We start from the raw sequence: 21,339 nt of genomic DNA on the forward strand, positions 1-21,339 counted from the left end.
TGTGGTAGCATCGAGGAAACTAAGTTTCCTATCGTGAACAGCCACCATGTCAAACACCGATCAGGATGCCGCACTGCGCATCGCTTCCGGGCGCAAGCCCTTCGTCGAACCCCTGCAGCTGGGCGAGCGGCTCAAGGAGATTCGCCTGGCCAATCAATGGACGCTGGAGGATGTCAGCCAGCGAACCGGGCTGGCACGCTCGACCCTCTCGAAGATCGAGAACCATCAGATCTCGCCGACCTTCACGGCCGTGCAGAAGATGATTCGCGGTCTGGACATCGACCTGCCGCAGCTGCTCAGCGCGCCCCGGGCCCAGACCCGCACCATGGGGCGCCGGGACCTGACGCGCGGCGGCGACGGGCAGCGTCACCCCACCCCCACCTACGAGCACGAGCTGCTCTCCCATCAGCTGGCGCAGAAGCGCATGATTCCCTTCAAGACCATCGTCCGGGCCCGCGACTTCGCGGCGTTCAGCGAGTGGGTCCGTCACGACGGCGAGGAATTCCTGATCGTGCTCGATGGCAGCATCATGCTCTACACCGAGTTCTATGAACCCGTGCGCCTCGACCAGGGAGACAGCATCTACTTCGACAGCGACATGGGCCACGCCCTGGTCTCGCTGAGCGAACAGGATGCCACGGTGCTTTCGGTCTGCACCCGAGCCGACGGCACCTGAGCCGCCGAGCCAGAGCGCCCTCGACACCAGATGCTCAGATGGCGAGCGTGCGGGTCAGCGACGGCCACAGTTCGGCGAAATCACGCTCGAGTCGGGCGTAGTCGTCCTCGATCCAGCGGGCCAGCTCGCCCATCCGGTCGGGCCCCCGCAGGCGACGACCGATGCCCCGCAGGGCACGGCAGGTGAACTCCAGGTCGGCATACCGCGACAGCCAGTCCTCGGTGATCAGGGCGGGCACCATACCGGCGAGCCGATCCGGCGCGGGCCGCTGGCCCAGCACCCGATAGCAGCGGGCGATCAGGGCCGGGTCGGCGATGTCCCGGGCCAGGAAGTGGTCCCAGACCATGTCGAGCGCGATGCCGGCATAGCGGCGCCCGTCACGTGGCGCCCGGGCCCGGGCCCGGCACACCACCGGATGCCGATCGACGCCGGCATCCACGCGACGATGATGGCGAATGCCCTCGGCGGTGGCCGCACTCCAGGCCTGCAGATCGCGCCCCTTGACGCCGTCGGCGATCAGGTTGCCGTAGAGGAAGTCATCCGAACCGCCGCGGGCCAGCCAGCCGTGCGCCAGGAAGTTCATGACGTCAGCCTAGAGGCAGTTGGTGGGCTTGGGCAGCCCGGCGAGCCGGGCCGCTACCTTGGCGGGGCTATCCGGAAACAGCCGCATCAGATGCAGCGAGCGGCCCTTTTCCGGCCCGAGCCGTTGCCCGACCGCCTTGACCAGCGGGCGCATGGCCGGGGCCATCTCGTAGCGCCGGTAGAAATCCCGCAGGATATCGAGGATCTCCCAGTGCTCGGCAGTCAGCGTGCGCGCCTCCTCGGCCGCCAGGGCCTCGGCGACGGCGGGCGTCCAGTCCTCCAGGTGAACCAGATAGCCCTCGGGGTCGAGTGCCACGTCGCGACCCTCGACGGTCAGGTGGCGGGCGATGCTTGTGGTGGCCATCAGTACCAGCTCACGGTGCGTTGGGTTTCCGCGGTCAGGGCCACGAAGCCGGCCATGTCCACGGGAATGATCCAGTCGGCCTGCCGTTCGGCCAGGCCGCGTGACGTCAGATCCTCCTGCAGCGCGTAACAGCGCCCTTTCAGGGTCTCGAAGCCGGCAGACTGTGGCGGCACGGCCCCGTAGACGCCCGACTCGATGAGCAGCAGGCGGTCCTCGGGGCCCATGGCGCGCAGCACATCCTGGATCAGGCGGCTGCTGGCCGGGGAGCGGTTGAGCAGGTGCAGTAGCATGGCGCGTTGCAAGCCCGGAGTCAGAAGTTGAAGACGGGTGAAGCCGCCGCGATCACCGCGGGCAACTCCTCGGCGGCCACGGACCGAGCCGGCCATGGCAGCTCCGCCGTGGACAGCCCGCGTTCGGCCAGCGAGGTCGCGTCGACGCGCAGGTCCTCGATGTCGTACATGGCGAGCATGTCGAGCGTGGGGTGCGTGCCCTTCTGCCCCAGCGGCCCTGCCGTCTGTCCCGGGCGCAGCGCCTCGACGCCATCCCCCATGAAAAGCAGCGTGACCGCACGGCCGAAGGCGGCGGCCACCAGGGCCACGTCCAGCCCTTCACGCAGCCAGCTGCCGTCATGCGGCGCATGACGCAGAATCACCAGCAGTGGCATGTCAGCGGTGTCGTCGCTCATGCGGGCTTCTCCTCAGGGGGCGAAGGTCACCAGACGGTCGTGGGTGATGCCCGCTTCGACCAGCTGGCCGATCCCGGCCAGCACGAAGGGGGGCTCGACCGAGAAGGCGGGCTTGCCGTGGCGCTGTGCCTCGCGTTCATCAAGCAGGCCGCGGCGCAGGGCGGCGGCCACGCAGACCAGCAGTTCCGTTCCCTGGTCATTCGCCAGGCGTACCCAGGCGTCGACCAGATGGGGCTCGTCCTGAGGCGGCGCCGCCAGGCGTGACGCATTGTAGACGCCATCGTGATAGAAGAACACGGTCTCCAGCCGGTGCCCCTGCGCGATCAGCGCCTCGCCGAAGCGCAGCGCGGAATGGGTGGCCGCCTGGCTGTAGGGGCCGCCCAGCACGACCAGCGCATAGCGCAGCTTGCCTTGTTCGCTTGCCACTCCTGCCCTCCTGCCTTTCTTTCATGCAACGGCCCCGCCGACGAAGGCGGGGCCGAGCTCGACATACTCCGGGTCGCGTCAGTCGTCGCTCATCACGCCCAGCAGCGACAGCAGGCTGAGGAACAGGTTGTAGATGGAGACATACAGCGTCACCGTGGCGAGGATGTAGTTGGTCTCGCCGGCACGGTGCACGATCTCGCTGGTCTGATAGAGGATCACCGCCGAGGAGAACAGCACGAAGCCGGCGGACACGGCCAGCGCCAGGGCACCGATGTTGAAGAGCATCGCCACGACCATCGCGATGACCAGCACGATGGCGCCGGCCATCAGGAAGTTGCCCAGGAAGCTGAAGTCCTTGCGGGTCACCAGCGCCACGGCGGACAGGCCGATGAAGGTGGCACCGGTCATGGCCAGTGCGGTCATCACCAGCTGGGCGCCGTTGGGGATCGACAGATAGAGGTTCAGGATCGGCCCGAGCGTGAAGCCCATGAAGCCGGTGAAGGCGAAGATGGCCAGCAGTCCGGCGCTCGAGTCCGCGGTCTTGTGCACCAGGAACATCAGGCCGTAGGCGCCCAGGAAGAAGATCAGGATGTTCATCTGACCCACGCCCAGCGCCATGGCACCGGCGGCGGTCACTGCCGAGAACAGCAGGGTCATCGCCAGCAGCAGGTAGGTGTTGCGCAGTGTCTTGTTGGTCGCCAGTACCGACTGACTGCGGTCTGTCGCATGCGAGGAGGGATAGGCCATGGGGTACGGCTCCTGTCGTTTCGATAACGGCAATGATTGGACCCAGCATGCCCACTCGCGGTTCCCCGCGCAAGCCTCTCTCCCCGGCCCGAGAGGCCTCACGGCACCCGGGGCTCGGCACGCCGGATGTGTGCCGAGCCGGTGACAATCGCCAGCGCGTCGTCAGGGCGCCTTGTCACCCTCCAGGTTGAGCTTCAGGGCGATGCCGGCGTCCAGGGCCACGTTGTTGACCTCGAGGGCATGCCGGGTCATTTCCGCCTCCAGACGCTCGAAGGCCTCGGGATCATCACGCTGCATGGCCCGCAGTTGATTCTCGGAGAGATTGCGGGAGCCGATGAAGTCCCTGCCGGTCTTGCGCAGTGCCGTGCCGGCATCGCCGGCAACCATTTCATGAAAGGTGCTGTCGATCTCGCCGGCATTCTGCAATGTAACTTCCATGGCGGTCTCCTTGTGCCGTTTCATGGCGTGCCGGGCACGCCGTAACAGCGTCACTCCGCCCTGGTGACGCGTGCTTCATAGTGTGCGGGGACATTACCGATTTCAGGCTGAAAGCCCGGCTCGGTCACGGTCAGTCGGGCATCGGCCTGGTCGGAGCGCCGATGGATCAAGACGTCGCCCGCGGCGATCTCGTGAATCGCCTCAAGGATGACTCGATCGGCCTCGACGGTCCCGTGCAGGGGCCCCAGACGCTCGCCGGAGCCCTTCTCGATGAACAGCGTGTCATTGTGCGGGGTTTCGGTAGGCATGGCCTTCTCCTTGGCAATCGCGACACGTCACAGCGTGTCATAGAGCGCATCGACTTCCTTCTTGGCCTGCTCGCGTTCCAGCCCGTGGCGCTCCTGCAGCTTGCCGACCAGCTTGTCGTACTCGCCGCCGATCACGTCGAGGTCGTCATCGCTGAGCTTGCCCCAGCGGCGCTTGACCTCGCCCTTTACCTGATTCCAGTTACCTTTGACCTGATCACGGTTCATGATCGTCTCCTTGTCGAGGATGTCCGTCGGTTGCGGGCAGCCATCCCGGCTGCACGGTCTCAACGTAGCAGTCCTGTCGACGCCGCGCCTACCCCGTGATGCAAGAAAGTCTCGATATTGTCTCTCGCTGCTGATCCTCGGAAGCGGGACAACGCAAGGCGCCGAAGGAGTTGACGGCAAAAGAAAAAGTGGTAATATACAGCGCCGTGAGCCGGAGGGATGGCAGAGCGGTTGAATGCACCGGTCTTGAAAACCGGCGAAGGTTAACGCCTTCCCAGGGTTCGAATCCCTGTCCCTCCGCCAACCGCCTATATCAAGGGCGGTTTTTTTGTGTCATGCCATCGCATCCCCTCCTATAAAATCAGCCACTTACCTGCATTCCTTGTATTAAGGCGTATCACCGTCTATCGTCCAAGCATAAATCCTATGTTGGGTACGAAGTGGGGTAAGCGCCATGCCGAGGAAAGCCAGAGAGTTAGCACCCGTCGAGGTGAAGCGCCTGACCACCCCTGGTCTATATGCCGTGGGCGGCGTGGCCGGCCTGCATCTTCAGGTGACGAAATCCGGCGCCCGGTCGTGGATTCTGCGCACCACCATCGCTGGCAAGCGTCGTGACCTTGGTCTTGGTGGATATCCAGACGTGACCCTGGCCCTGGCCCGCGAGAAGGCCCGCGACACCCGCGAGAAGATCGCCCAGGGCATTGACCCGGTAGCCGAGCGCCAGCGCCTTCGGTCCGCCGCCCTGGCTGAACGGCTCAGGGACATGACCTTCGAGAAGGCCGCCGAGGCGGTCGTGGCCAAGAAGCAGGCCGAGGCCCGCAACCCGAAGCACGGCAAGCAGTGGGCGAGCACGCTGGAGACTTACGCCTACCCTGTCCTTGGCCCGATGAGCGTGGCCGACATCGAGCTGGCGCACGTCAAGCAAGTGCTTGAGCCCATCTGGCAGACCAAGACCGAGACCGCGACTCGCGTTCGCCAGCGCATCGAGGCAGTGCTGTCGTGGGCATCCGTCCATGGCCACCGCAGCGGCGAGAACCCTGCCCGCTGGAAAGGCAACCTCGATGCGGTGCTGCCGGCTCCTACCAAGGTCTCGAAGGTGGAGCACCACCGCGCTATGCCAATGGACGACATGCACGACTTCATGCTGGCGCTGGAGAAGCGTAAGGGCATCGCCCCGAGGTGCCTGGCCTTCGTGATCCTGACCGCTGTTCGTTCTGGTGAGGCCAGGGCCGCGACGTGGGACGAGATCGATCTGGCCGAGAAAGTGTGGACCATCCCCGGCGACCGCATGAAGGCAGGCCGGGAACATCGCGTTCCCCTATCGGCGCCAGCCGTCGAGCTGCTGGAGGCCCTGCCCCGCTTCGCTGGCTGCAACCTGATCTTCCCTAACACCCAGGGCCGCAAGCTGTCCGACGCCACCCTGGCCGCCGTCCTGAAGCGGATGAAGCTTCACGAGACAGCCACCGTCCATGGCTTCCGTTCGACCTTCCGCGATTGGGCTGCCGAGCGTACCAGCACGCCACACCACGTTGCCGAGATGGCCCTGGCCCACACGATCAAGAACCACGCCGAGGCCGCCTATCGTCGCGGCGACCTGCTGGCTAAGCGGGCGAAGCTGATGCAGCAGTGGGCCGACTTCCTGGCCACCACGCCAGCCAAGGCCAAGAACGTGACAGCGATCCGCGAGAACAAGGTGGCCGCCGAGTAGCCGGCGCCACCGACCCCGTTGGCTGGCTAGGGCCGATCACCCGAAAGCATGGCAACTCCACCATGCCCGCCGGCCTTCCCACTATGGAGTGAGCGCGAGGAGTAGCGCGATGGCGTTGCAGAAACTGTTGAGAGAGCTGAAGCCCTGGTTGACGCTGGAGGAGGCTGCATCGAGGCTCGCCAACCTGGCCAGCGAAGAGGTTGGGTCCGTTGATCTCTTGAAACTTGGTATTAACGGCAAGCTACCGCTGTTCGTGGAGCTGCGCGGCTCTGTCAATGCCAGGGCGGCAACCATTGAGCCCAGCGAGTCCGAATATCTCAGCGACCGACTGGTGTACGAGCCGCCCTTTCTCGGTGGGCTGCGGGGTATCTTCGAGCTCTGGGACCATGGCGGCATGCCTTGGCATTTCATCAATGTGCATGGCGAGCTGGAGTGTGAGATGGGCGGCATTCACATCTGGTCCCCAGAAACGGGAAAGGTGATTGAGCTCCTTGGGCGAGATGACTCCGGGGCCAAGACCCTGCCAAATGGGTGCAGCATCCTCGTTCGAGCTGATGACATCGACGCCCTGGTCGAAGAGCCCCAGAAGCCTGCCAGTAGCGGCGCAAGTGGTGCTGAGGAGCTGCGAGCACTGGAAGTGCTGGGGCTGCTGGCCGAGGCGCTTTCGCAGCAACATCCTGGCCCGTATGCAGCAGCAGGGAGACCCAACAGGTCTGGGATCATCAGTATCATGCGAGGAGTGGTGGAGGGCTATGAGAAGCCGTCCGATCCTGATGCCGACCCAATAAACCTATATGGGTTTGGCAAAAGTACGCTCGACGAGGTTTTGAAGGCTGCCATCAGAGCCTGGGAGGCAAAGAAGGATAGCTAGTCCTGATTTTTCCAACTGGAATCAGATTTCTCCAACTGGACCAGCCCGCCCGCTCACGACTCCACGATACCCCATGTAAACCCAACGCATGAGGTATCACGCTGTGACTATCGAGAAAGCCCGCACCTTCCTGACTGCCAAGCAAGTCGCCGCCCGCTATGACGTGGGGGTGGCGACTATCTGGCGCTGGTCACGCGACCGTGACGACTTCCCGAAGCCCAAGAAGCTGGGCGACAACTGCACCCGCTGGCGCCTCTCCGACCTGGAGCATTGGGAAGACGAGCGGGAGGTCGCATGATGCTTGCGTCGATCATCCCGTATCGCTATGCTCAGGGGGCTGCTGCAAATTCAGCAGCCGGGCGTGAGAACCCGAGTTCACAAAGGCGCACCAGCGCCCCATCGACAGGCGCTTTTTTTGCGTCCGTCGGTTATGGCGGCTGTGCGTGGGACGCTTCCGAGCGTGCCGGTTTCCTTTGTGGCCGGTTTCTCACCCCGCGTACAGTCGCCACCCAGCCCCGTGAGAAGGGCCGTGGCGACTCCGAACACAAAGGAGTCTCACCCATGGCCAAGCTGTGCCTATTCCCTACCCGCAATCCGTCTGCACGCGCCGCCGCTCATCGAGCAATGGCTCGCGCTGCTCTGTTCGCAGACTCAAGCGCCGCCGTCCGGCTCAAGCGCTTCAACCACCACACCGAGAAAGCCCGCCGCCTGGAAGCCGCTGCACGCGGCCAGGAGGCGGCGCAATGAATCGTTCTGACGCCAACGAAATCGTCTTCGGTTACGAAGTGTCCGCGACCCGCTTTGAGCACGTGTCTGCGCTGTTCGAGGTAATCGCTCGCCTGGTCGACAGCGACAAGCCCGACCTAAGCACAGCCGCGACGCTGGCCCGACTGGGAATCGACGTTGCCGACCTGGCCGGCTGTGAGGCGAAAGAGGCCGGAGAGGCTGCCGAGCGTGAGCTTCAGCGCGTCATCAAGGAGGGGGAGTCATGACGGCCACCACCAACCTGATTGCCCTGCTGGACGACATCGGCCAGCGTGAGGACGGCCTCGGCTTTGCCGCCCGTGGCCACTCCCGCCGGCTCAAGCGCCCGCTCCGCTACCTCCGCACCCGAGAGGATCACCTTCACGCCCTGGAGGGCTTCAGCGAGCTGGTGGAAGCCCTGGAGCTGCTGGAACGCGACACGACCCGCCGCCTGGCAGACCTGATTATCGGCGCCTGGCAAGACGCCTATCGCATCGACCGGGAGGGAGGTGCCCAATGATCCCGCAAACGACAGCGCCCCGGCACAAGGCCGGGGCACCAAAGGCGAGCTTGAAGAGGGCTCGGGGAAAGCATAGCACGGGTGCAGTCGATCATCACGACACCATCGAGGCAGCACTGGCCGATGCCCTTGCCGGTTACGGCGTCACACTGACCCCCAGGGCGTCAGGCCGCTTCGAGCGATTCGACACTCCCGACAAGCCCAAGGGCAACGGCAACGGCTGGTATCGCATCCATGGCCCCCAGGCGGCGAGCTTTGGCATTTGGCATCTGGACGTGTCCGAGGTGGTGACGCTGCACGGCGCCAGCGACCCCGAGGCCGCCGCCCAGGCCCGGCTGGACGCCATGCGCGACCGCGAGCGGCAAGAGCGAGAGCGCCAGCAGCAGGCAGCCAAGACGGCAGACGAGGCCCGGCGCTGGTGGGCCGATGCCGGCCCCGGCGATCCTGCCCACCCCTGGCTGGCCGGCAAGCGATTGCCCCCGTACAACCTGCGCCAGCGCGGCGAGATGCTGCTGGTGCCGCTGTACTTCGAGGGCGAGCTGGTGAATTTGGAGCGCATCTTTCCCGACGGCAGCAAGCGCCCCCTTAAGGGCGGGCGCGTCAAGGGCGTGGCGAGCCTGATAGGCCGCCTGGCTGGCGCCGAGCGCGTGCTGGTGGCCGAGGGCTGGTCTACCGCTGCCGCCTTGCATGAGGCCATGGGCTGCCCTGTGGTGGTGGCCCGCAACGCCGACAATCTGGCCCCCGTGGCGCGGCGCCTTCGCCAACGCCTGCCGGATGAGGTGGGCATTACCATCTGCGGCGACGATGACCGGCACCTGCCGGCCCAGGGGCTCGCCAACAAGGGGCGAGTCGCTGCCCGCCACGCTGCCCTGGCTATCGACGCCACACTGCTGATGCCGAGCTTCTGTGCTAGGTGCGAGACCTGCACAGACTTCGCCGACACTCGCCTTTGCTGGCTAGGAGGAGGTCGTGGCCAACCCTATGCATACCTCGCTTGATGTGTCCCATCTGTCCCACCTGTCCCAGCCCAGCAACCACGCGGCTTCTAGCTGGGACAGCACAGAGACTCCACCTGTCCCGATGTGTCCTATCGGACACGAAGTGGACCCTGCACAACAGGCCCATGACAGCGAGCCAGAAGAAACAAGGGAACCACGCCGCCCAGCCTTTGCCACCTACCTGACACTCACCCGCTACGGGTCGCCTGGCCTTTACTACCACGGACAGCGACAGCCAAGGGGTGACGGCGATCCCGAGTCGTTCGACGTATGGGTGTGCAGCCCCATTGAGTGTCTGGCTGCCACTCACGATGAGCGTGGCGACAACCATGGTCTGCTGCTGCGGTTCAAGCCGCCGTATGGAGGCTGGCGCCAGTGGGCAATGCCGCTACGTTTGCTCAAGGGTAGTGGCGAGGAGTTGCGCGGCGAGCTGTTGGACATGGGGGTCAGGATCAATCCCGACGCCCACAAGTGGCTGAACAAGTGGCTGGCTCAGTCTGCACCCGAGGACAAGGTGATAGCGGCAACCCGTGTTGGCTGGCACACCCTGGAGGGAGGTCGAGCGTTTGTCATGCCGCGGCGCACCATCGCCCAGGGTGGGCTGGCCCGCCGGGTCTCTTTCCAGTCCGAGTTCGCCTCTCATGACGACTACGCCACAGCCGGCACTCTGGAGGGCTGGCGCGACAACATTGGCCAGCTATGCAGCGGCAATCCACTAATGGTTCTCGCTGTGTCCACCGCCCTGGCCGGCCCGCTGCTGTACTTGACCCACCGGCAGGCCGCCGGCATCCACCTGGTGGGCGATAGCAGCAACGGTAAGACTACGTTACTGGAAGTCGCGGCCAGTGTTTGGGGTGCGCCCGACTTCAAGCGAACCTGGCGAGCCACCGGCAATGGACTAGAAGGCATCGCTGCGGCACTAAGCGACACGGCGCTGGTGCTGGATGAGATCGGCGAGGCCGATGGCCGGGAGATCGGCGCCACCGTCTACGCATTGGGAAATGGCGTCGGTAAAGCCCGCGCCAGCCGCAACGGCACCGCCCGTCGCCCCCATCGCTGGCGCATCGCAGTGCTGAGCAGCGGCGAGCGCACCTTAGCCGCCCACATGAGCGCGGCAGGCAAGCGCCCCCACGCTGGGCAGGCTGTCCGACTGCTGGACATACCCGCCAAGCGCAAGCATGGCGCTTTCGACCACCTGCACCGCTTGGACGATGGCCGCGCCTTCGCAGACCACCTCAAGAGCGAGGTCACGCGCCACTATGGTCGCGTTGGTCCTGCCTTCATCGAAAAGCTGGTGAGCGAGGAGCGAGACCTGGCCGGCGAGGTAGACCGCTTCGCTCAGATTCCTGGCTTTGATGCGGCCCGCCCGCTGCAAGGCCGGGCTGCAAAGGCACTAGCGCTGATAGGGCTGGCCGGGGAGTTGGCAGCCGAGTATGGGCTGGTCGGCTGGAAGCAAGGCGAAGCCATGGCCGCGGCTGTTGACGCCTTCCAAGCGTGGGCTGCCGAGCAAGGCGGAGCGCGGACCGAGCATGAGCAAATCCTGGCCAATGTGTTCGGCTTCATCGAGCGTCACGGCGATGCCCGCTTCAGCAACGTAGATGCAGACCCAGCCCACGGCCCTGTAGTTCACAACCGTGCCGGCTGGTGGCGTGACGATGCCGATGGACGAGCCTTCCTGTTCAACAGGGAGGGGCTGAACGAGGCGCTAGGTGGCTTCGACCTGAAGCGCGGTACCGAAGCCCTGGAGGTCGCTGGTTGGATAGTCGAACGAGAGAGTGCGGCTCGCTCCATTCGAATCTACATCAACGGCACCCGCCGCCGTGTCTACGTAATCCGCCCTACTGAAAGCGAGGAGATCCAAGCATGAGCCTGGATGACGTTTACCGCGCCTTCGCCGGGACACCACAGGACACCACCTGTCCCGAAGGTGTCCCGCCGCAAACCCGCATGGTTGAGCCATTGGGACAAATGGGACATGTAGGACACCATAGAGATGAGGGACAGCAAGAAGAGGCCGGACCACTTCGCGAAATAGACACCCTGCTGGCCGCCCTGTCCGAGGCAGGCCACAACCTTGGGCACGACCTGGAGGCCAGGCTGCGTCGTGCCATGGCCAAGATGAGCCGTCAGGCACGAGCAGAGCTGGCCGCCGCCATCGACGATGCCTTCGAGGCTGGCACCAGCATCGAACAGGCTCGGCTGAGCATCAGCCGGCACCTGCCGGGAGGAGGCGACCTTGACCCCGCTTCAGCCGAGCAGTGGGTGGAATGGATCGCGACACGCTGCCCGATCAATGCCGATGACCGACGCTATCTTGGCGACCTGCTGCGCCTGTTGCCCGCTCGACGACGGGCAACGGCGGCATGCTGGTACTCACGAGCCTGGCTTCAGGCCGCTGATGCCGAGCCCCTACCCCAGCGCCGCGACAATGCCGCCCGGCGGGCCGCCAACGCCACGCTGCGGCCCGTTCGACGAGGGGGTGGCCAGTGATCGCGATTCAAGAAGCCCACCGCCTGCGCGCCAGCCTGCGCAGCCTGAGAGCCCACGACGCCCTGGTCGATGCCGAGCTACTGCTGAAGGCGCTGGCGCGTGAGGACCGCGCCAATGCTGCCGCCGCACTGCACCGCATCGACGCCCAACTGCCGCAAGGCGCGCTGGCTGGGCTTGTGCGAATCCGGATCCGCAGCCTGGCCGGCATAGTCGCCGCGATGCAGGACGACGCCCCGACACCACCACCCGCCGCCTGACCCTGGAGGACACCACCATGAGGACCATCACCATGAGGACCATCACCCGCGACTCACTGGCCCAGGCCGCCCAGGAGGGCACCGGCATCGCGCACCTGAGCCCAGGCCAGGCATGGGCGGCGCATCACCTGGCCATGCCCCCGGAGCGCCTGGAGAAGCCGCTGGCGCCGCATATCACCGAGCTGCTGGAGAGTGTCGAGCGCCTGGCCCAGCGCCGATTCTTCGGCGACGTGGCCCCGGGCGATGCCGAGGCGATGATCCACCGCGCCCATGACGAGGATCACCCCATGTTCCTGCGCTTGCCGATCCTTGAGACGCTACGCGAAGGGATGAGCGAACACTTCCCCGACCTGAAGCCCGCCGGGTACGACGATCAGGGCAACCCGGTATACAGCCTGGCCGATCTTGCCGAGGCGCTGGGTGCCAGTGAGGAGGACTTGCTGGCCCATGCCGAGGAAGCCGGCTTTGCCGATCAGCTACGCACCACGCCACCCAAGCCGCTGCACTGACGACACCGCTTGCAGCGCCCGGTCCGGCTTCCACTTGGTCCTTACACCCCGCTTCGGCGGGGTTTTTCATGCCCGGAAAACTCGCCAAGAACCGGAAACCCAAGGCGCTAAGGTGAAGGCTCCACCAACCGGAGATTCGCAATGCGACGCGAAGAGCTGACAGAACTTGCCGACGACCTGGAAGAGCTACGGGATGCCCTCTGCGACGTGGCGGAAGGCGACGTTATGCCTGCTGACATCGCGATGCGCGGCCATATCGCCCTGGACTTCCTCATCAATCACCTGGAGAGCCTGGCTGATGACTGACCACACGCCTGACGAGGCGCTCATCAACGCCGATATCGAGTTCGACCTAGCCGATGCTCGCGCCGTACTCGAAGCCGTTCGTGACGAACTGGACTGCGCCGTTATCGATGCTGATGACAGACCATTATCTGCGTCGCGCCTGATCCTGATGCAGGCCGGTATCGAGCAAGCCCTGGGCGTCGTGCTGCACTGCCAAGCGCACCACGCGGCATACGGCAGCGAGAAGTAGGGATGACTGGCATCGGCAGCATCAAGGGGAGCGCCCAAGAGCTACGGGAGCGCCAGTCGGCAGACGCACGCCAGCGGGAAGGGGCGAAGTGGATACTCAACCCCAATGAAATCAGTGGCGACTACGACGCTTCGCGCATGCTTGAGACCACGCTGGGCGGCGTGAGGCGCAAAATTACCAATGACGACCTGGCTGCCTTCCGCCACAACGCCCGCGTGGCCGGCCAGCGTTTCAAGGGCGGCATCAATGTACGGGGAGTGGTCGATCTCAGCACCAACGAAGATCGCAAGCGAGCTCGCACCCAGATCCGTATGGCGGTTGCCGCCGCCAGCCGCCCCGTCAGCACCGGCGCCCTGGAGGTGAGGTTCATCACCAACGCCAGCGGCCTGACGAAAGGCGCCCCCAATCGCTACCAGCCTGTGGTCGAGTTCCTGGATTTTTCGTCTGTGGTGGCCGACGGCAGCCTGACGCCTCAAAAGGCCGCCGTGCGCCTGCGCCAAGGCGGCATCCGGTTCAACTGCGATTGCGACCACCACCGCTATCGCCTGCGCTACATCGCCACCATTGGCGGGTACAACGCCGGGCGCGATGAGGCTGGCTTTCCCAAGATCACCAACCCCGGGCTTAGCGGTGTGGCCTGCAAGCATGTGCTGCGCGTCATGGCCGAGATCGAGGGCGGCAGCGCCGTGCAGATGTTTCTGGCCAAGGCCGTCGAAAAGGTCAGGGCCGGCATGACGGGGAGGCAGTACACGTCGGAGAAGGAAGCCGAGCGCCAGGCCCGAAAGCAGGATTCTCGCCCGATGGCGGCGAACGCTCAGGACACCGGCGACCGCGACTTCGACCGCGCCCGCCGCGCCCTGCGTCGACAGAGCCGAGCGACCACCACCAAGCCCAAGCGCACGGCCAATGGTAGCAAGCGTATGCAGGCACTGGGCGCTTCGCCAGCCGCCCGCGACAAGCTGATGGCCACCACCCGGGATCTCGGCCTGACGCCAGAAGAGGCGGTCGCCATCCTGCAAGCAGCCGCAAAAGGGAAGTCATGATGACGCCCCGTGACCCGCTACAGCGCGACCAGCTCGAGGAGCGGCTTCACCGTCGCGCCCTGGCCGGCGATCGCACCGCCTTCCTGCGCCTGCGCGGCCTGCGTCGCCTGTGGCGCGCCCAAGACACCAACCGCAAGAGCAAGACCCGCAACCAAGGAGAGACCCATGACTGACACCAACCGTGACGCCCTGATGGGCAAGGCCCGCTGCCTGGACGACCTCAACTCCGCCGCGTTCCGCGAATGGCTTGGACTGACCCGCCAGGCTGACCGCCTGCGCCGCGACCTGAGCAACGTCCGCGCTCCGGGCCGCTTCGTCGCCGCCGTCGCCCAGCACGGCAGCCCCTCAGAGGCCCTGCGTGCCGCCCAGTACGAGGTCGAGGCACTGACCGAACGTCTCCACGAGGCCGCCGTCGCCGGCTCAGATGCCGAGCAGGACCGCCGCGAACTCGACGCGCTGCTGAATCCCGTGACCAGCGACCTGATCACCAAGGGCCGCACGCTGCGCGAGCGCAAGAGCGCCCTGGAGGGTGAGCGAGGCCATATCGAGCGCGCCCGCACTGCCCGCGAGAAGGCCATCGGCGACCTGGTGGAGGCCGGGCTGCCGCGCCGTATGGCGGACCGTCAGGCCAAGCCCACCCTGGCCGACATCGAGGCCCTGGAGCACGAGCTGGCCGAGATCCCGGGCGAGATCGAACGCAACGATGCCCTGCTGACCAGCTACGCGGGCCGGATGGAGCTGTACCTGGCTGAGACCACCCACGAGGAGGAGGCCGCGTAAGCGGCCCCGTCGACACGGGAGAAGGACATGACTGACAACAACGTGACGCCGCTACCTTCCGAGCTCCACGCCGCTGCTAGCCAGGCCGTGGATGACGCCCTGGCCGAACTGGCGAGCCTGCCGGCGACCGCGCGCTATCAGGTCGACCTGGAGCGGTTCGGCTCACCTGAAGGAGCGCTCAAGGCGGTGGCGATGCGCGCCCGCGAGGCGCAAGCCCTGCTGGAAGCCGCCAAGGCGATCGCGAAGCAGCAGAAGGGGGAGTGACATGGCTATGGTTGTCACCGGCGCCGCGCCGGGCGAGATAGGCCCAAAGTGGGACGGCATCAACGATACGCTGGTCGCCTCGATTTTCGAGGTGGATCACCACGGCGACAAGTTGCACGAAAATGGTGCCGTCCTGCGCTGCCTGTTCGTCGACGACGCCAATCTTGAGGCGACCTTCAACTGGCAGTCGCCATTCGAGAATGCTGGAACGGGCGGCCTGACACCCAGCCTGTCTGCAATGCTCCAAAGCGGCATGATTCAGCCAATCATTGAAAGCGTGAGGGGGGTGCTATCCAGCGAGGAGCGCGAGAAGTTCGATACAGCCACGCCCGGTAGCTGGGCAGACAAGACAGCCGGAGCCGCCGAGCATGCGCGCGGTCGCACGGGCATCACCAAGCTGAACTCCACTCAGGTGTTCACCGGCATGGCGCCCGTCAAGCTGACGGTCAACATCATGCTCCGTGCCTGGCAGGACCCGGAGGCCGAAGTGGAGGCCGCCATCAATCTGCTGATGGACTGGGCGTTGCCGCGTCACCTGGCCGCCGAGGGCACGCTGCTGACCGCGGCGCTGGACTGGGCCGGCTCTGACAACAAGACAGCGGAATCCCTGGTCGAGGCCGCTTTGCCTTCCGAAGTTCCTGCTCTGCTGGCGATCAAGTACAAGAAGCGGACCTTCGCGCCCCTGGTGATCGAGAGCATCGGCCTTCCCCTCAACTCGCCGTCCGACAAGGACGGGCGCTTCGTCCAGATCCAGATTCCTGTCACCTTCGCCACCTTGACCGCATGGGACGGCGCAAGCTGGGAGGGAGCGCAGCCACCGAACGGGTTCGGCGCGCGCCACGGCGGCCTGTACGGGAATGTGCAGGGTTCGCCGAGGAGGTGAGGCAGTGGCTGCGAAGATGACCACGAAGCAATGGGAGAAGGCCCGCAAGCTGTGGGAGGCGGACGCGCGGCCAGGTTACGCCTGGCTCCAGCGTGAGCTGAACCTGCCCGTGTCTCGCGTGGCCGTCAGTCGGCGTGCCAAGGCCGAGGGCTGGGAGAAGCGTGCCATTGAGGAGGAGTCCGCCCTTCCGAGTGCTGAGACTGAGGTTACTCCAGAGGTTACGGTTACGCCCGAAGTTACGCAGGAGGTTACGCCCGTAACCAAGGGGCGCGGCCGGCCCAGCGAGTACCGGCCCGAGTATGCCGAGCAAGCCGAGCGCTTGATGCTGCTGGGCTTCACGCGGGAGAAGCTGGCCGCCTTCTTCGAGGTGGACGAGCGCACCATCTATCGCTGGCAGCAGCAGCACGCCGATTTTCGTCAGGCCATATGGCGGGGTGGCGCCCTGGCCGATGCCGAGGTGGCTCATGCGCTGTTCCATCGAGCAAAGGGGGCCGTGGTACCAGAGACGCACGTGGCCCAGCACCAAGGCCAGGTGATCCTGACGGACCTGGAGCGCCACTACCCTCCTGAGACCGCCGCCGCGCGGCTGTGGCTGAAGAACCGTCAGCCGGAGTTCTGGAAGGACAAGGTAGAGCTCGAGGAGAAGCCCAGCATCGCGCTGGTGGACAAGGAGGCGATGAGAGGGCGCATCGAGGCCGCGCTGGAGAAGGCTGCGCAGGTCGAGCGAGAGATGAGGGGGCGTGCCGAGCGGCTGGGGCTAATGTTGGACGATGGTACGTATCCCGACACCGGCAGCACCTACGTCGCCGACTACATACGGAGCCAGGACGATGAGTGATATTTCTACCAACCGCCATGTGCTGGCGCGGGAAACTGCCCGAACGCTGGCGCTTTCGGTCGAAGGGGCGCTGATGCAGCGTCTTGCCGAAGGCGACGTTGATGTCGAGCGCCTGCAAACATCACTGCTGGCTGTTGCCTCCGGCATCGCACCAACCCGGCGTCGCCTCATCAACCATGGGATGAGCAAGGAGTTTTGGCAGGAGGTTCGCAGGCGCTGGGAGGTCGACCCCCGCGACGGCTATGCCTGGCTGTCGAAGGAGTTGAACGGCAAGGTGAGCAATACAGCGATCCGCAAGCATGCCATCGAGGAGGGGTGGAGCAAGTTGGCTTAGGGGGTGTCTATCTCCGCTGTAGCTTTTAGGCTACAATGCTCCCGATGATGGAGCTGACGCACTACCTCACCGCTGACGGCCACGATCCGTTCCAAGCCTGGCTAGATGCTACAAAGGCCAAGGACCGCCAGGCAGCCATGCGCGTGCTGACCCGCCTTAACCGCCTGGCCGCCGGCAATGCCGGCGACACCAAGGCCGTTGGTGATGGAGTGCTAGAGCTGCGGATCGACTATGGCCCTGGCTACCGGGTGTATTACGCTAAGGTTGGCAGGCGTCTGGTGATGTTGTTGATCGGGGGCACCAAGAAACGCCAGCAGGCCGACATCGAGCAGGCCAAGGCGTTTCTGGTCGACCACCGGAGGAGAGCCCGGAGATGAAACGACACGACGATGCTGTGATTGAGATGCTGCGCGATGACCCTGACATGGCGCTCGACTACCTGCGCACCGCCTTCGACGAGTTGGACGAAGAGGGGGGTGAGTCTGCCTTCCTGCTGGCGCTGCGTCATGTGGTGGAAGCCCAGGGCGGCATGGCGGCTGTTGCCGAGCGTGCCAAGGTCTCACGCGAGAGCCTGTACCGGGCACTATCGCCCAAGGGGAACCCGACGCTGCGAACCATGACCGCCGTGATCAAGGCGACCGGCATCCACTTCCACGACCTGACGCGGCATGCATCCTGAAGCGCGCCCGATGACTGCATCTGGAGGCCCCAGAGCAATGGCTGGCGACCATCGCCAAACCCCGCTTATAGGGCATCGTCCAGCATCACCCTAGCGCCTTCCTGTTCGTGGGGCTGGTTGTGGGGTATGTGGAAATCAGTCACTTAAGATGTTGATTTAAAACGCCCAGAGGCGGACTGTCCCTCCGCCACTTCGAACATGTCGCCCCGAGATTTCAGTCACCTACTGGTCTCGGGGCGTTTTCGTTTCGGGCTATCCCACTGGACTGTTACAGTCATGGATCCGGATCGAGCCCTGCACGCAGGAGCTCGGCCAGGCCATCGCGCCTGCCCCCTTTCCCCCTTGACGTCATCGAGTCGGTCATGCCCCACCCAGGACGCATTCGCAGGCGACTACGGCAGCTCATCATCCGCGAGCAGGCCAGACGAGCCCATCCGTCGCCGCACCGCAGGGCGGGAACGCACGCTACCCGCCAGCAGTTCCTGGAGGCCACCCGAAACGTCGGAGTCATCGTCGTGGCCACCTGCTTCACCGCCGGCTGGGTCATCACCAACCCGAGCGTCAACACGGATGGCGTCGGTTGGGGCGTGCTCATGGGGCTCGTGTTGATCTTCATCGGCGCGTTCGGCTATGGTTACGTGGAACGCGACAAGGCCTCCGACGAGCGAGGTAACCCTCATGAGTGAATGGATGCTGGCGAGCCTGCTTATGACGCTGGGCGTCGTCTCATGCCTCATGGTCTGGAGCCAGAACCGTGAGCGACACGGCAAGCTTTCCCTTCCCGACAGCGTGCTCGACTGGATTGCCAGACATGTCGCCTGACGCTGACGGCACGCTGTGACAAGACAACACGCGGGAACAAGATAACGAAGGGCTGCCAATGGCAGCCCTTCTTGTTTGCCGCTCCTTTTTGCCCATGGCCCCTCACACCTCACCCACTACAAATGCCGTTTGGTCCTCGCCGTGGGCGTGGCCGTGGCCGGATCGTCGGGCCAGGGATGCTTGGGATAGCGGCCCCGCATGTCCTTGCGTACCTCGAAATAGCCCTGGGCCCAGAAGCTGCCCAGGTCGCGGGTGACCTGCAGGGGGCGCCCCGCCGGCGAGAGCAGGTGCAGCAGCACCGGCACGCGCCCGCCGGCCAGCCGGGGCGTTTCCGCCAGCCCGAACAGCTCCTGAAGCTTGACCGCCAGTACCGGTTCGTCACCGGTGTAATCGAGCCGCACGCGTGAGCCGCTGGGCACGCGAAGATGGCTCGGCGCCAGGTCATCCAGCGCCTGCCGCCGGGGCCAGTCGAGCCGGTCGTGCAGAATCCGCGCGAACGGCAACGCATCGAGCCGGTCGAGCCGCCGTATCCCGCCAAGATACGGCAGCAGCCAGGTTTCCAGGCTCGCCAGCAGCGCCTCCTGTGACCAGTCGGGCCAGTCATCGCCGAGCGCACGTCGCAGCAGGGCGACGCGGGCGCACAGCTGCTGCGCTTCGCCATCCAGCGCCAGGTGCCCCCGACGCCGGACCGCCCTCAGCAGGGCCTCGTGAACGGCGTCTTCGGGCAGCTCCTGCAGGGGGCGCCGCGCCAGGATCAGTTCGCCCAAGGCTCTGACCTCCTCGCCCACCACGCGCGCCTCGGTGTCGTCCCACGTCAGACGGGGCCGGTAGTCGCGCGTCTCGGGGAACAGCGCGGCAAGCCGCTCGCTTTCGATCCGGGCCGCGCGGAAGATCCGGGCACCCTGAGCCCGACCGTCGAGGTCCACCGCGACCAGGGTCTCGGCATGGGCCAGCGGGTGGCGCTCGTCGAGCCAGGCCTGATTGCCCGCTGCCAGCTTGAAGCGCCCGGGCGCCTGGCGCAGCGCCACGCGCTCCGGGTAGGCCATGGCCAGCAGCTCGCCCAGCGGGGCCAGGGTGTCCACGCGCAACCCGCATCCCAGCCGATCGGCCAGACGCCGCGCCTCGCGGTACCAGTTCCCGGTCGGATCCTGCGCCTGACGTTCGGGGCGCCGCGCCACGACCGCCGCCAGATCGGGCTCGTCACCCGTCGCCCCGCGCCCCTCGAGCAGTGCCACCAGCCAGCAGGCCAGCGGCCGGGCGTCGAGCGGGCCGGCGCGTTCGAGCATCACGGCCAGCCGCGGGTGCGCCGGATGGCGCGCGCAGGCCCGCCCCAGCGCGGTCAGGTGGCGATGCTCGTCCAGCACGCCCAGGCGCTGCAGCAGGGCCTGCCCCGCCGTCAACGCGGCGGCCGGCGGCGGTGTCACCCAGCGAAGCTGGCCGGCGTCGTCGATCCCCCAGCGGGCCAGCTCGAAGGCCAGCGGCGCCAGGTCTGCCTGCTGGATCTCGGGCTCGCCGTGGGCCGGCAGCGGCTGCTCCCGGGCCCAGAGCCGGTAACAGGCGCCGGGCCCCTGCCGCCCTGCCCGTCCCCGGCGCTGGTCGGCACTGGCCTGATTGACACGGCGCGTGGCCAGGCGCGTCAGGCCACGCCGAGCCTGGAAGACCGGCACGCGCTCGAAGCCGCTGTCGATGACGGTGTGCACCCCCTCCACCGTGACGCTGGATTCGGCAATCGCCGTGGCCAGGACGATGCGCCGCCGACCTTCGGGATCACGGGCGATCGCCTGCTGCTGGGTGTCGATCGGCAGGCGCCCGTGCAGTTCGCGTACCACCACGCCGTCGGGAAGCGGCTCGAGCTCCCGGGCCAGGCGCCGAATCTCGCCGACACCGGGCAGGATGACCAGCAGGTCTCCCGCTTCGCGGTCGAGCGCCTCGCGCACGACTTGGGCCTGCTCCCGCGCCGCGACGTCACGGGCGTCGAGGGGGCGGTAGTGCGTCGTCACCGGGAACTGCCGTCCGGGGCATTCGATGAGCGCCGCCTCGCCCAGCACTGCCTGCAGGGCCTGGACGTCGAGGGTGGCCGACATGACCAGCAGCCGCAGGTCGTCGCGCAGCCCGGTCTGGGCATCCAGCGCCAGGGCCAGCCCCAGGTCCGTCTCCAGGCTGCGCTCGTGAAACTCGTCGAAGAGCAGCCCGGCGACGCCCTCGAGCAGCGGATCGTCCTGGAGCAGGCGCGTCAGCACGCCCTGGGTGACCACCTCCAGGCGCGTCGCCTCGCTGGTGCGGCTTTCACCGCGCATGCGATAGCCGACCGTCTGTCCCACCGGTTCACCGAGTTGCGCGGCCATGTGGCGAGCGGCCAGTCGGGCGGCGACACGCCGGGGCTCCAGCAGCAATAGCTTGCCACCGCGACACCACTCGGCGTCGAGCAGGGCCAGCGGCACTCGCGTGGTCTTGCCGGCCCCGGGCTCGGCGATCAGGATCGCGCGGGTATGCGTTGCCAGCGCGTGCTGGATGTCATCGAGGCGGGACTCGATGGGAAGGTCTTGCGGCACTCTCATGGTCTCGTCGTCTCTCGCCAGGCTGCCGGGGTGCGACCATGGTACACACTGTCCG

35 protein-coding genes and 1 tRNA gene are annotated in these 21,339 nt (G+C 66.0%); 26 read left to right on the forward strand and 10 right to left on the reverse strand.

Annotated features, from left to right (window positions below):
* The first annotated feature begins 46 nt into the window (after window positions 1-46).
* Window positions 47-676, forward strand: coding sequence for a helix-turn-helix domain-containing protein (locus KGQ91_RS12550; protein WP_224414906.1), 630 nt, complete (start codon window positions 47-49; stop codon window positions 674-676).
* 34 nt (window positions 677-710) lie between these two features.
* On the opposite strand, the gene KGQ91_RS12555 is transcribed toward KGQ91_RS12550, so the two are convergent.
* The 9 genes from KGQ91_RS12555 to KGQ91_RS12595 form a co-directional block, all read right to left on the reverse strand.
* Window positions 711-1,259, reverse strand: a complete 549-nt coding sequence (locus tag KGQ91_RS12555) for an acyl carrier protein phosphodiesterase (RefSeq protein ID WP_224421096.1) — start codon at window positions 1,257-1,259, stop codon at window positions 711-713.
* Window positions 1,260-1,268: 9 nt separating this feature from the next.
* Entirely contained in the window at window positions 1,269-1,622 is a 354-nt protein-coding gene (locus KGQ91_RS12560) for a TusE/DsrC/DsvC family sulfur relay protein (RefSeq protein ID WP_224421097.1), read from the reverse strand.
* Window positions 1,622-1,912 carry a sulfurtransferase complex subunit TusB gene (tusB, locus tag KGQ91_RS12565; RefSeq protein WP_224421098.1) on the reverse strand — a complete coding sequence of 97 codons (291 nt, stop codon included), beginning with the start codon at window positions 1,910-1,912 and terminating at the stop codon, window positions 1,622-1,624. The genes KGQ91_RS12560 and tusB overlap by 1 nt, the downstream gene beginning before the upstream one ends.
* A 20-nt stretch (window positions 1,913-1,932) precedes the next feature.
* Window positions 1,933-2,307, reverse strand: a complete 375-nt coding sequence (locus KGQ91_RS12570; RefSeq protein WP_224421099.1) for a DsrE family protein — start codon at window positions 2,305-2,307, stop codon at window positions 1,933-1,935.
* A gap of 12 nt (window positions 2,308-2,319) precedes the next feature.
* Window positions 2,320-2,712, reverse strand: a complete 393-nt coding sequence (gene tusD / locus KGQ91_RS12575) for a sulfurtransferase complex subunit TusD (RefSeq protein WP_224421413.1) — start codon at window positions 2,710-2,712, stop codon at window positions 2,320-2,322.
* A 99-nt stretch (window positions 2,713-2,811) separates the two neighbouring features.
* Entirely contained in the window at window positions 2,812-3,480 is a 669-nt protein-coding gene (locus KGQ91_RS12580; RefSeq protein ID WP_224421100.1) for a Bax inhibitor-1/YccA family protein, read from the reverse strand.
* Window positions 3,481-3,642: 162 nt separating this feature from the next.
* Complete coding sequence (locus tag KGQ91_RS12585; RefSeq protein WP_163648611.1) at window positions 3,643-3,918, reverse strand: hypothetical protein; 276 nt, start codon at window positions 3,916-3,918, stop codon at window positions 3,643-3,645.
* A gap of 50 nt (window positions 3,919-3,968) precedes the next feature.
* On the reverse strand, window positions 3,969-4,226 hold the full coding sequence (locus KGQ91_RS12590) for a hypothetical protein (RefSeq protein ID WP_224414900.1): 258 nt from the start codon (window positions 4,224-4,226) through the stop codon (window positions 3,969-3,971).
* A 27-nt stretch (window positions 4,227-4,253) separates the two neighbouring features.
* The gene (locus tag KGQ91_RS12595; RefSeq protein ID WP_224414899.1) at window positions 4,254-4,451 is read right to left on the reverse strand and encodes a CsbD family protein; all 198 of its coding nucleotides are present in this window, start codon (window positions 4,449-4,451) and stop codon (window positions 4,254-4,256) included.
* A 213-nt stretch (window positions 4,452-4,664) separates the two neighbouring features.
* Between KGQ91_RS12595 and KGQ91_RS12600 the strand changes: the two genes are divergently transcribed.
* The 25 genes from KGQ91_RS12600 to KGQ91_RS12720 all read left to right on the forward strand — a co-directional run bounded on the left by KGQ91_RS12600 (window position 4,665) and on the right by KGQ91_RS12720 (window position 18,726).
* Window positions 4,665-4,754 (forward strand) — tRNA-Ser (locus KGQ91_RS12600).
* A 151-nt stretch (window positions 4,755-4,905) separates the two neighbouring features.
* Entirely contained in the window at window positions 4,906-6,159 is a 1,254-nt protein-coding gene (locus KGQ91_RS12605) for a tyrosine-type recombinase/integrase (protein ID WP_224421101.1), read from the forward strand.
* A gap of 109 nt (window positions 6,160-6,268) precedes the next feature.
* A complete protein-coding gene (locus KGQ91_RS12610) occupies window positions 6,269-7,030 on the forward strand; it encodes a hypothetical protein (RefSeq protein WP_224421102.1) in 762 nt (253 codons plus the stop codon).
* Window positions 7,031-7,133: 103 nt separating this feature from the next.
* Window positions 7,134-7,328, forward strand: a complete 195-nt coding sequence (locus KGQ91_RS12615) for a helix-turn-helix transcriptional regulator (protein ID WP_224421103.1) — start codon at window positions 7,134-7,136, stop codon at window positions 7,326-7,328.
* A gap of 263 nt (window positions 7,329-7,591) precedes the next feature.
* Complete coding sequence (locus tag KGQ91_RS12620; protein WP_224421104.1) at window positions 7,592-7,777, forward strand: hypothetical protein; 186 nt, start codon at window positions 7,592-7,594, stop codon at window positions 7,775-7,777.
* On the forward strand, window positions 7,774-8,022 hold the full coding sequence (locus tag KGQ91_RS12625) for a hypothetical protein (protein ID WP_224421105.1): 249 nt from the start codon (window positions 7,774-7,776) through the stop codon (window positions 8,020-8,022). Before KGQ91_RS12620 ends, KGQ91_RS12625 begins: the two co-directional genes overlap by 4 nt.
* Complete coding sequence (locus tag KGQ91_RS12630; RefSeq protein WP_224421106.1) at window positions 8,019-8,294, forward strand: hypothetical protein; 276 nt, start codon at window positions 8,019-8,021, stop codon at window positions 8,292-8,294. Before KGQ91_RS12625 ends, KGQ91_RS12630 begins: the two co-directional genes overlap by 4 nt.
* Window positions 8,295-8,344: 50 nt before the next feature.
* A complete protein-coding gene (locus KGQ91_RS12635) occupies window positions 8,345-9,292 on the forward strand; it encodes a toprim domain-containing protein (protein WP_224421107.1) in 948 nt (315 codons plus the stop codon).
* Window positions 9,293-9,395: 103 nt separating this feature from the next.
* Window positions 9,396-11,159: a DUF927 domain-containing protein gene (locus KGQ91_RS12640; protein ID WP_224421108.1), complete on the forward strand. Its 1,764-nt coding sequence runs from the start codon at window positions 9,396-9,398 to the stop codon at window positions 11,157-11,159.
* Window positions 11,156-11,782 (forward strand): hypothetical protein, encoded by a 627-nt coding sequence (locus tag KGQ91_RS12645; RefSeq protein ID WP_224421109.1) that lies wholly within the window; start codon window positions 11,156-11,158, stop codon window positions 11,780-11,782. The genes KGQ91_RS12640 and KGQ91_RS12645 overlap by 4 nt, the downstream gene beginning before the upstream one ends.
* Entirely contained in the window at window positions 11,779-12,039 is a 261-nt protein-coding gene (locus KGQ91_RS12650) for a hypothetical protein (RefSeq protein ID WP_224421110.1), read from the forward strand. The genes KGQ91_RS12645 and KGQ91_RS12650 overlap by 4 nt, the downstream gene beginning before the upstream one ends.
* A 32-nt stretch (window positions 12,040-12,071) precedes the next feature.
* On the forward strand, window positions 12,072-12,548 hold the full coding sequence (locus tag KGQ91_RS12655) for a hypothetical protein (RefSeq protein ID WP_224421111.1): 477 nt from the start codon (window positions 12,072-12,074) through the stop codon (window positions 12,546-12,548).
* A gap of 141 nt (window positions 12,549-12,689) precedes the next feature.
* Entirely contained in the window at window positions 12,690-12,854 is a 165-nt protein-coding gene (locus KGQ91_RS12660; protein ID WP_224421112.1) for a hypothetical protein, read from the forward strand.
* Window positions 12,847-13,083, forward strand: coding sequence for a hypothetical protein (locus KGQ91_RS12665; protein ID WP_224421113.1), 237 nt, complete (start codon window positions 12,847-12,849; stop codon window positions 13,081-13,083). The genes KGQ91_RS12660 and KGQ91_RS12665 overlap by 8 nt, the downstream gene beginning before the upstream one ends.
* A 2-nt stretch (window positions 13,084-13,085) precedes the next feature.
* The gene (locus tag KGQ91_RS12670; protein ID WP_224421114.1) at window positions 13,086-14,126 is read left to right on the forward strand and encodes a hypothetical protein; all 1,041 of its coding nucleotides are present in this window, start codon (window positions 13,086-13,088) and stop codon (window positions 14,124-14,126) included.
* Window positions 14,126-14,299, forward strand: a complete 174-nt coding sequence (locus tag KGQ91_RS12675) for a hypothetical protein (RefSeq protein ID WP_224421115.1) — start codon at window positions 14,126-14,128, stop codon at window positions 14,297-14,299. Before KGQ91_RS12670 ends, KGQ91_RS12675 begins: the two co-directional genes overlap by 1 nt.
* Window positions 14,292-14,906 (forward strand): hypothetical protein, encoded by a 615-nt coding sequence (locus KGQ91_RS12680; RefSeq protein WP_224421116.1) that lies wholly within the window; start codon window positions 14,292-14,294, stop codon window positions 14,904-14,906. Before KGQ91_RS12675 ends, KGQ91_RS12680 begins: the two co-directional genes overlap by 8 nt.
* 27 nt (window positions 14,907-14,933) lie before the next feature.
* The gene (locus KGQ91_RS12685) at window positions 14,934-15,170 is read left to right on the forward strand and encodes a hypothetical protein (RefSeq protein WP_224421117.1); all 237 of its coding nucleotides are present in this window, start codon (window positions 14,934-14,936) and stop codon (window positions 15,168-15,170) included.
* A gap of 1 nt (window position 15,171) precedes the next feature.
* Complete coding sequence (locus tag KGQ91_RS12690) at window positions 15,172-16,053, forward strand: hypothetical protein (protein WP_224421118.1); 882 nt, start codon at window positions 15,172-15,174, stop codon at window positions 16,051-16,053.
* A gap of 4 nt (window positions 16,054-16,057) precedes the next feature.
* Entirely contained in the window at window positions 16,058-16,891 is an 834-nt protein-coding gene (locus KGQ91_RS12695; RefSeq protein WP_224421119.1) for a hypothetical protein, read from the forward strand.
* Window positions 16,884-17,225, forward strand: a complete 342-nt coding sequence (locus KGQ91_RS12700; RefSeq protein WP_224421120.1) for a hypothetical protein — start codon at window positions 16,884-16,886, stop codon at window positions 17,223-17,225. The genes KGQ91_RS12695 and KGQ91_RS12700 overlap by 8 nt, the downstream gene beginning before the upstream one ends.
* 44 nt (window positions 17,226-17,269) lie before the next feature.
* Window positions 17,270-17,602 carry a type II toxin-antitoxin system RelE/ParE family toxin gene (locus KGQ91_RS12705; protein WP_224421121.1) on the forward strand — a complete coding sequence of 111 codons (333 nt, stop codon included), beginning with the start codon at window positions 17,270-17,272 and terminating at the stop codon, window positions 17,600-17,602.
* Window positions 17,599-17,904 (forward strand): addiction module antidote protein, encoded by a 306-nt coding sequence (locus KGQ91_RS12710; protein WP_224421122.1) that lies wholly within the window; start codon window positions 17,599-17,601, stop codon window positions 17,902-17,904. Before KGQ91_RS12705 ends, KGQ91_RS12710 begins: the two co-directional genes overlap by 4 nt.
* A 362-nt stretch (window positions 17,905-18,266) precedes the next feature.
* Window positions 18,267-18,590: a hypothetical protein gene (locus KGQ91_RS12715; RefSeq protein ID WP_224421123.1), complete on the forward strand. Its 324-nt coding sequence runs from the start codon at window positions 18,267-18,269 to the stop codon at window positions 18,588-18,590.
* Window positions 18,583-18,726: a hypothetical protein gene (locus KGQ91_RS12720; protein WP_163648575.1), complete on the forward strand. Its 144-nt coding sequence runs from the start codon at window positions 18,583-18,585 to the stop codon at window positions 18,724-18,726. Before KGQ91_RS12715 ends, KGQ91_RS12720 begins: the two co-directional genes overlap by 8 nt.
* Before the next feature lie 116 nt (window positions 18,727-18,842).
* Here KGQ91_RS12720 and hrpB read toward each other — a convergent pair whose 3' ends face one another.
* A complete protein-coding gene (gene hrpB, locus KGQ91_RS12725) occupies window positions 18,843-21,284 on the reverse strand; it encodes an ATP-dependent helicase HrpB (protein ID WP_224421124.1) in 2,442 nt (813 codons plus the stop codon).
* Window positions 21,285-21,339: the final 55 nt, after the last annotated feature.

Source organism: Modicisalibacter tunisiensis, from assembly GCF_020148005.1.
GTDB classification, from domain to species: domain Bacteria; phylum Pseudomonadota; class Gammaproteobacteria; order Pseudomonadales; family Halomonadaceae; genus Modicisalibacter; species Modicisalibacter tunisiensis.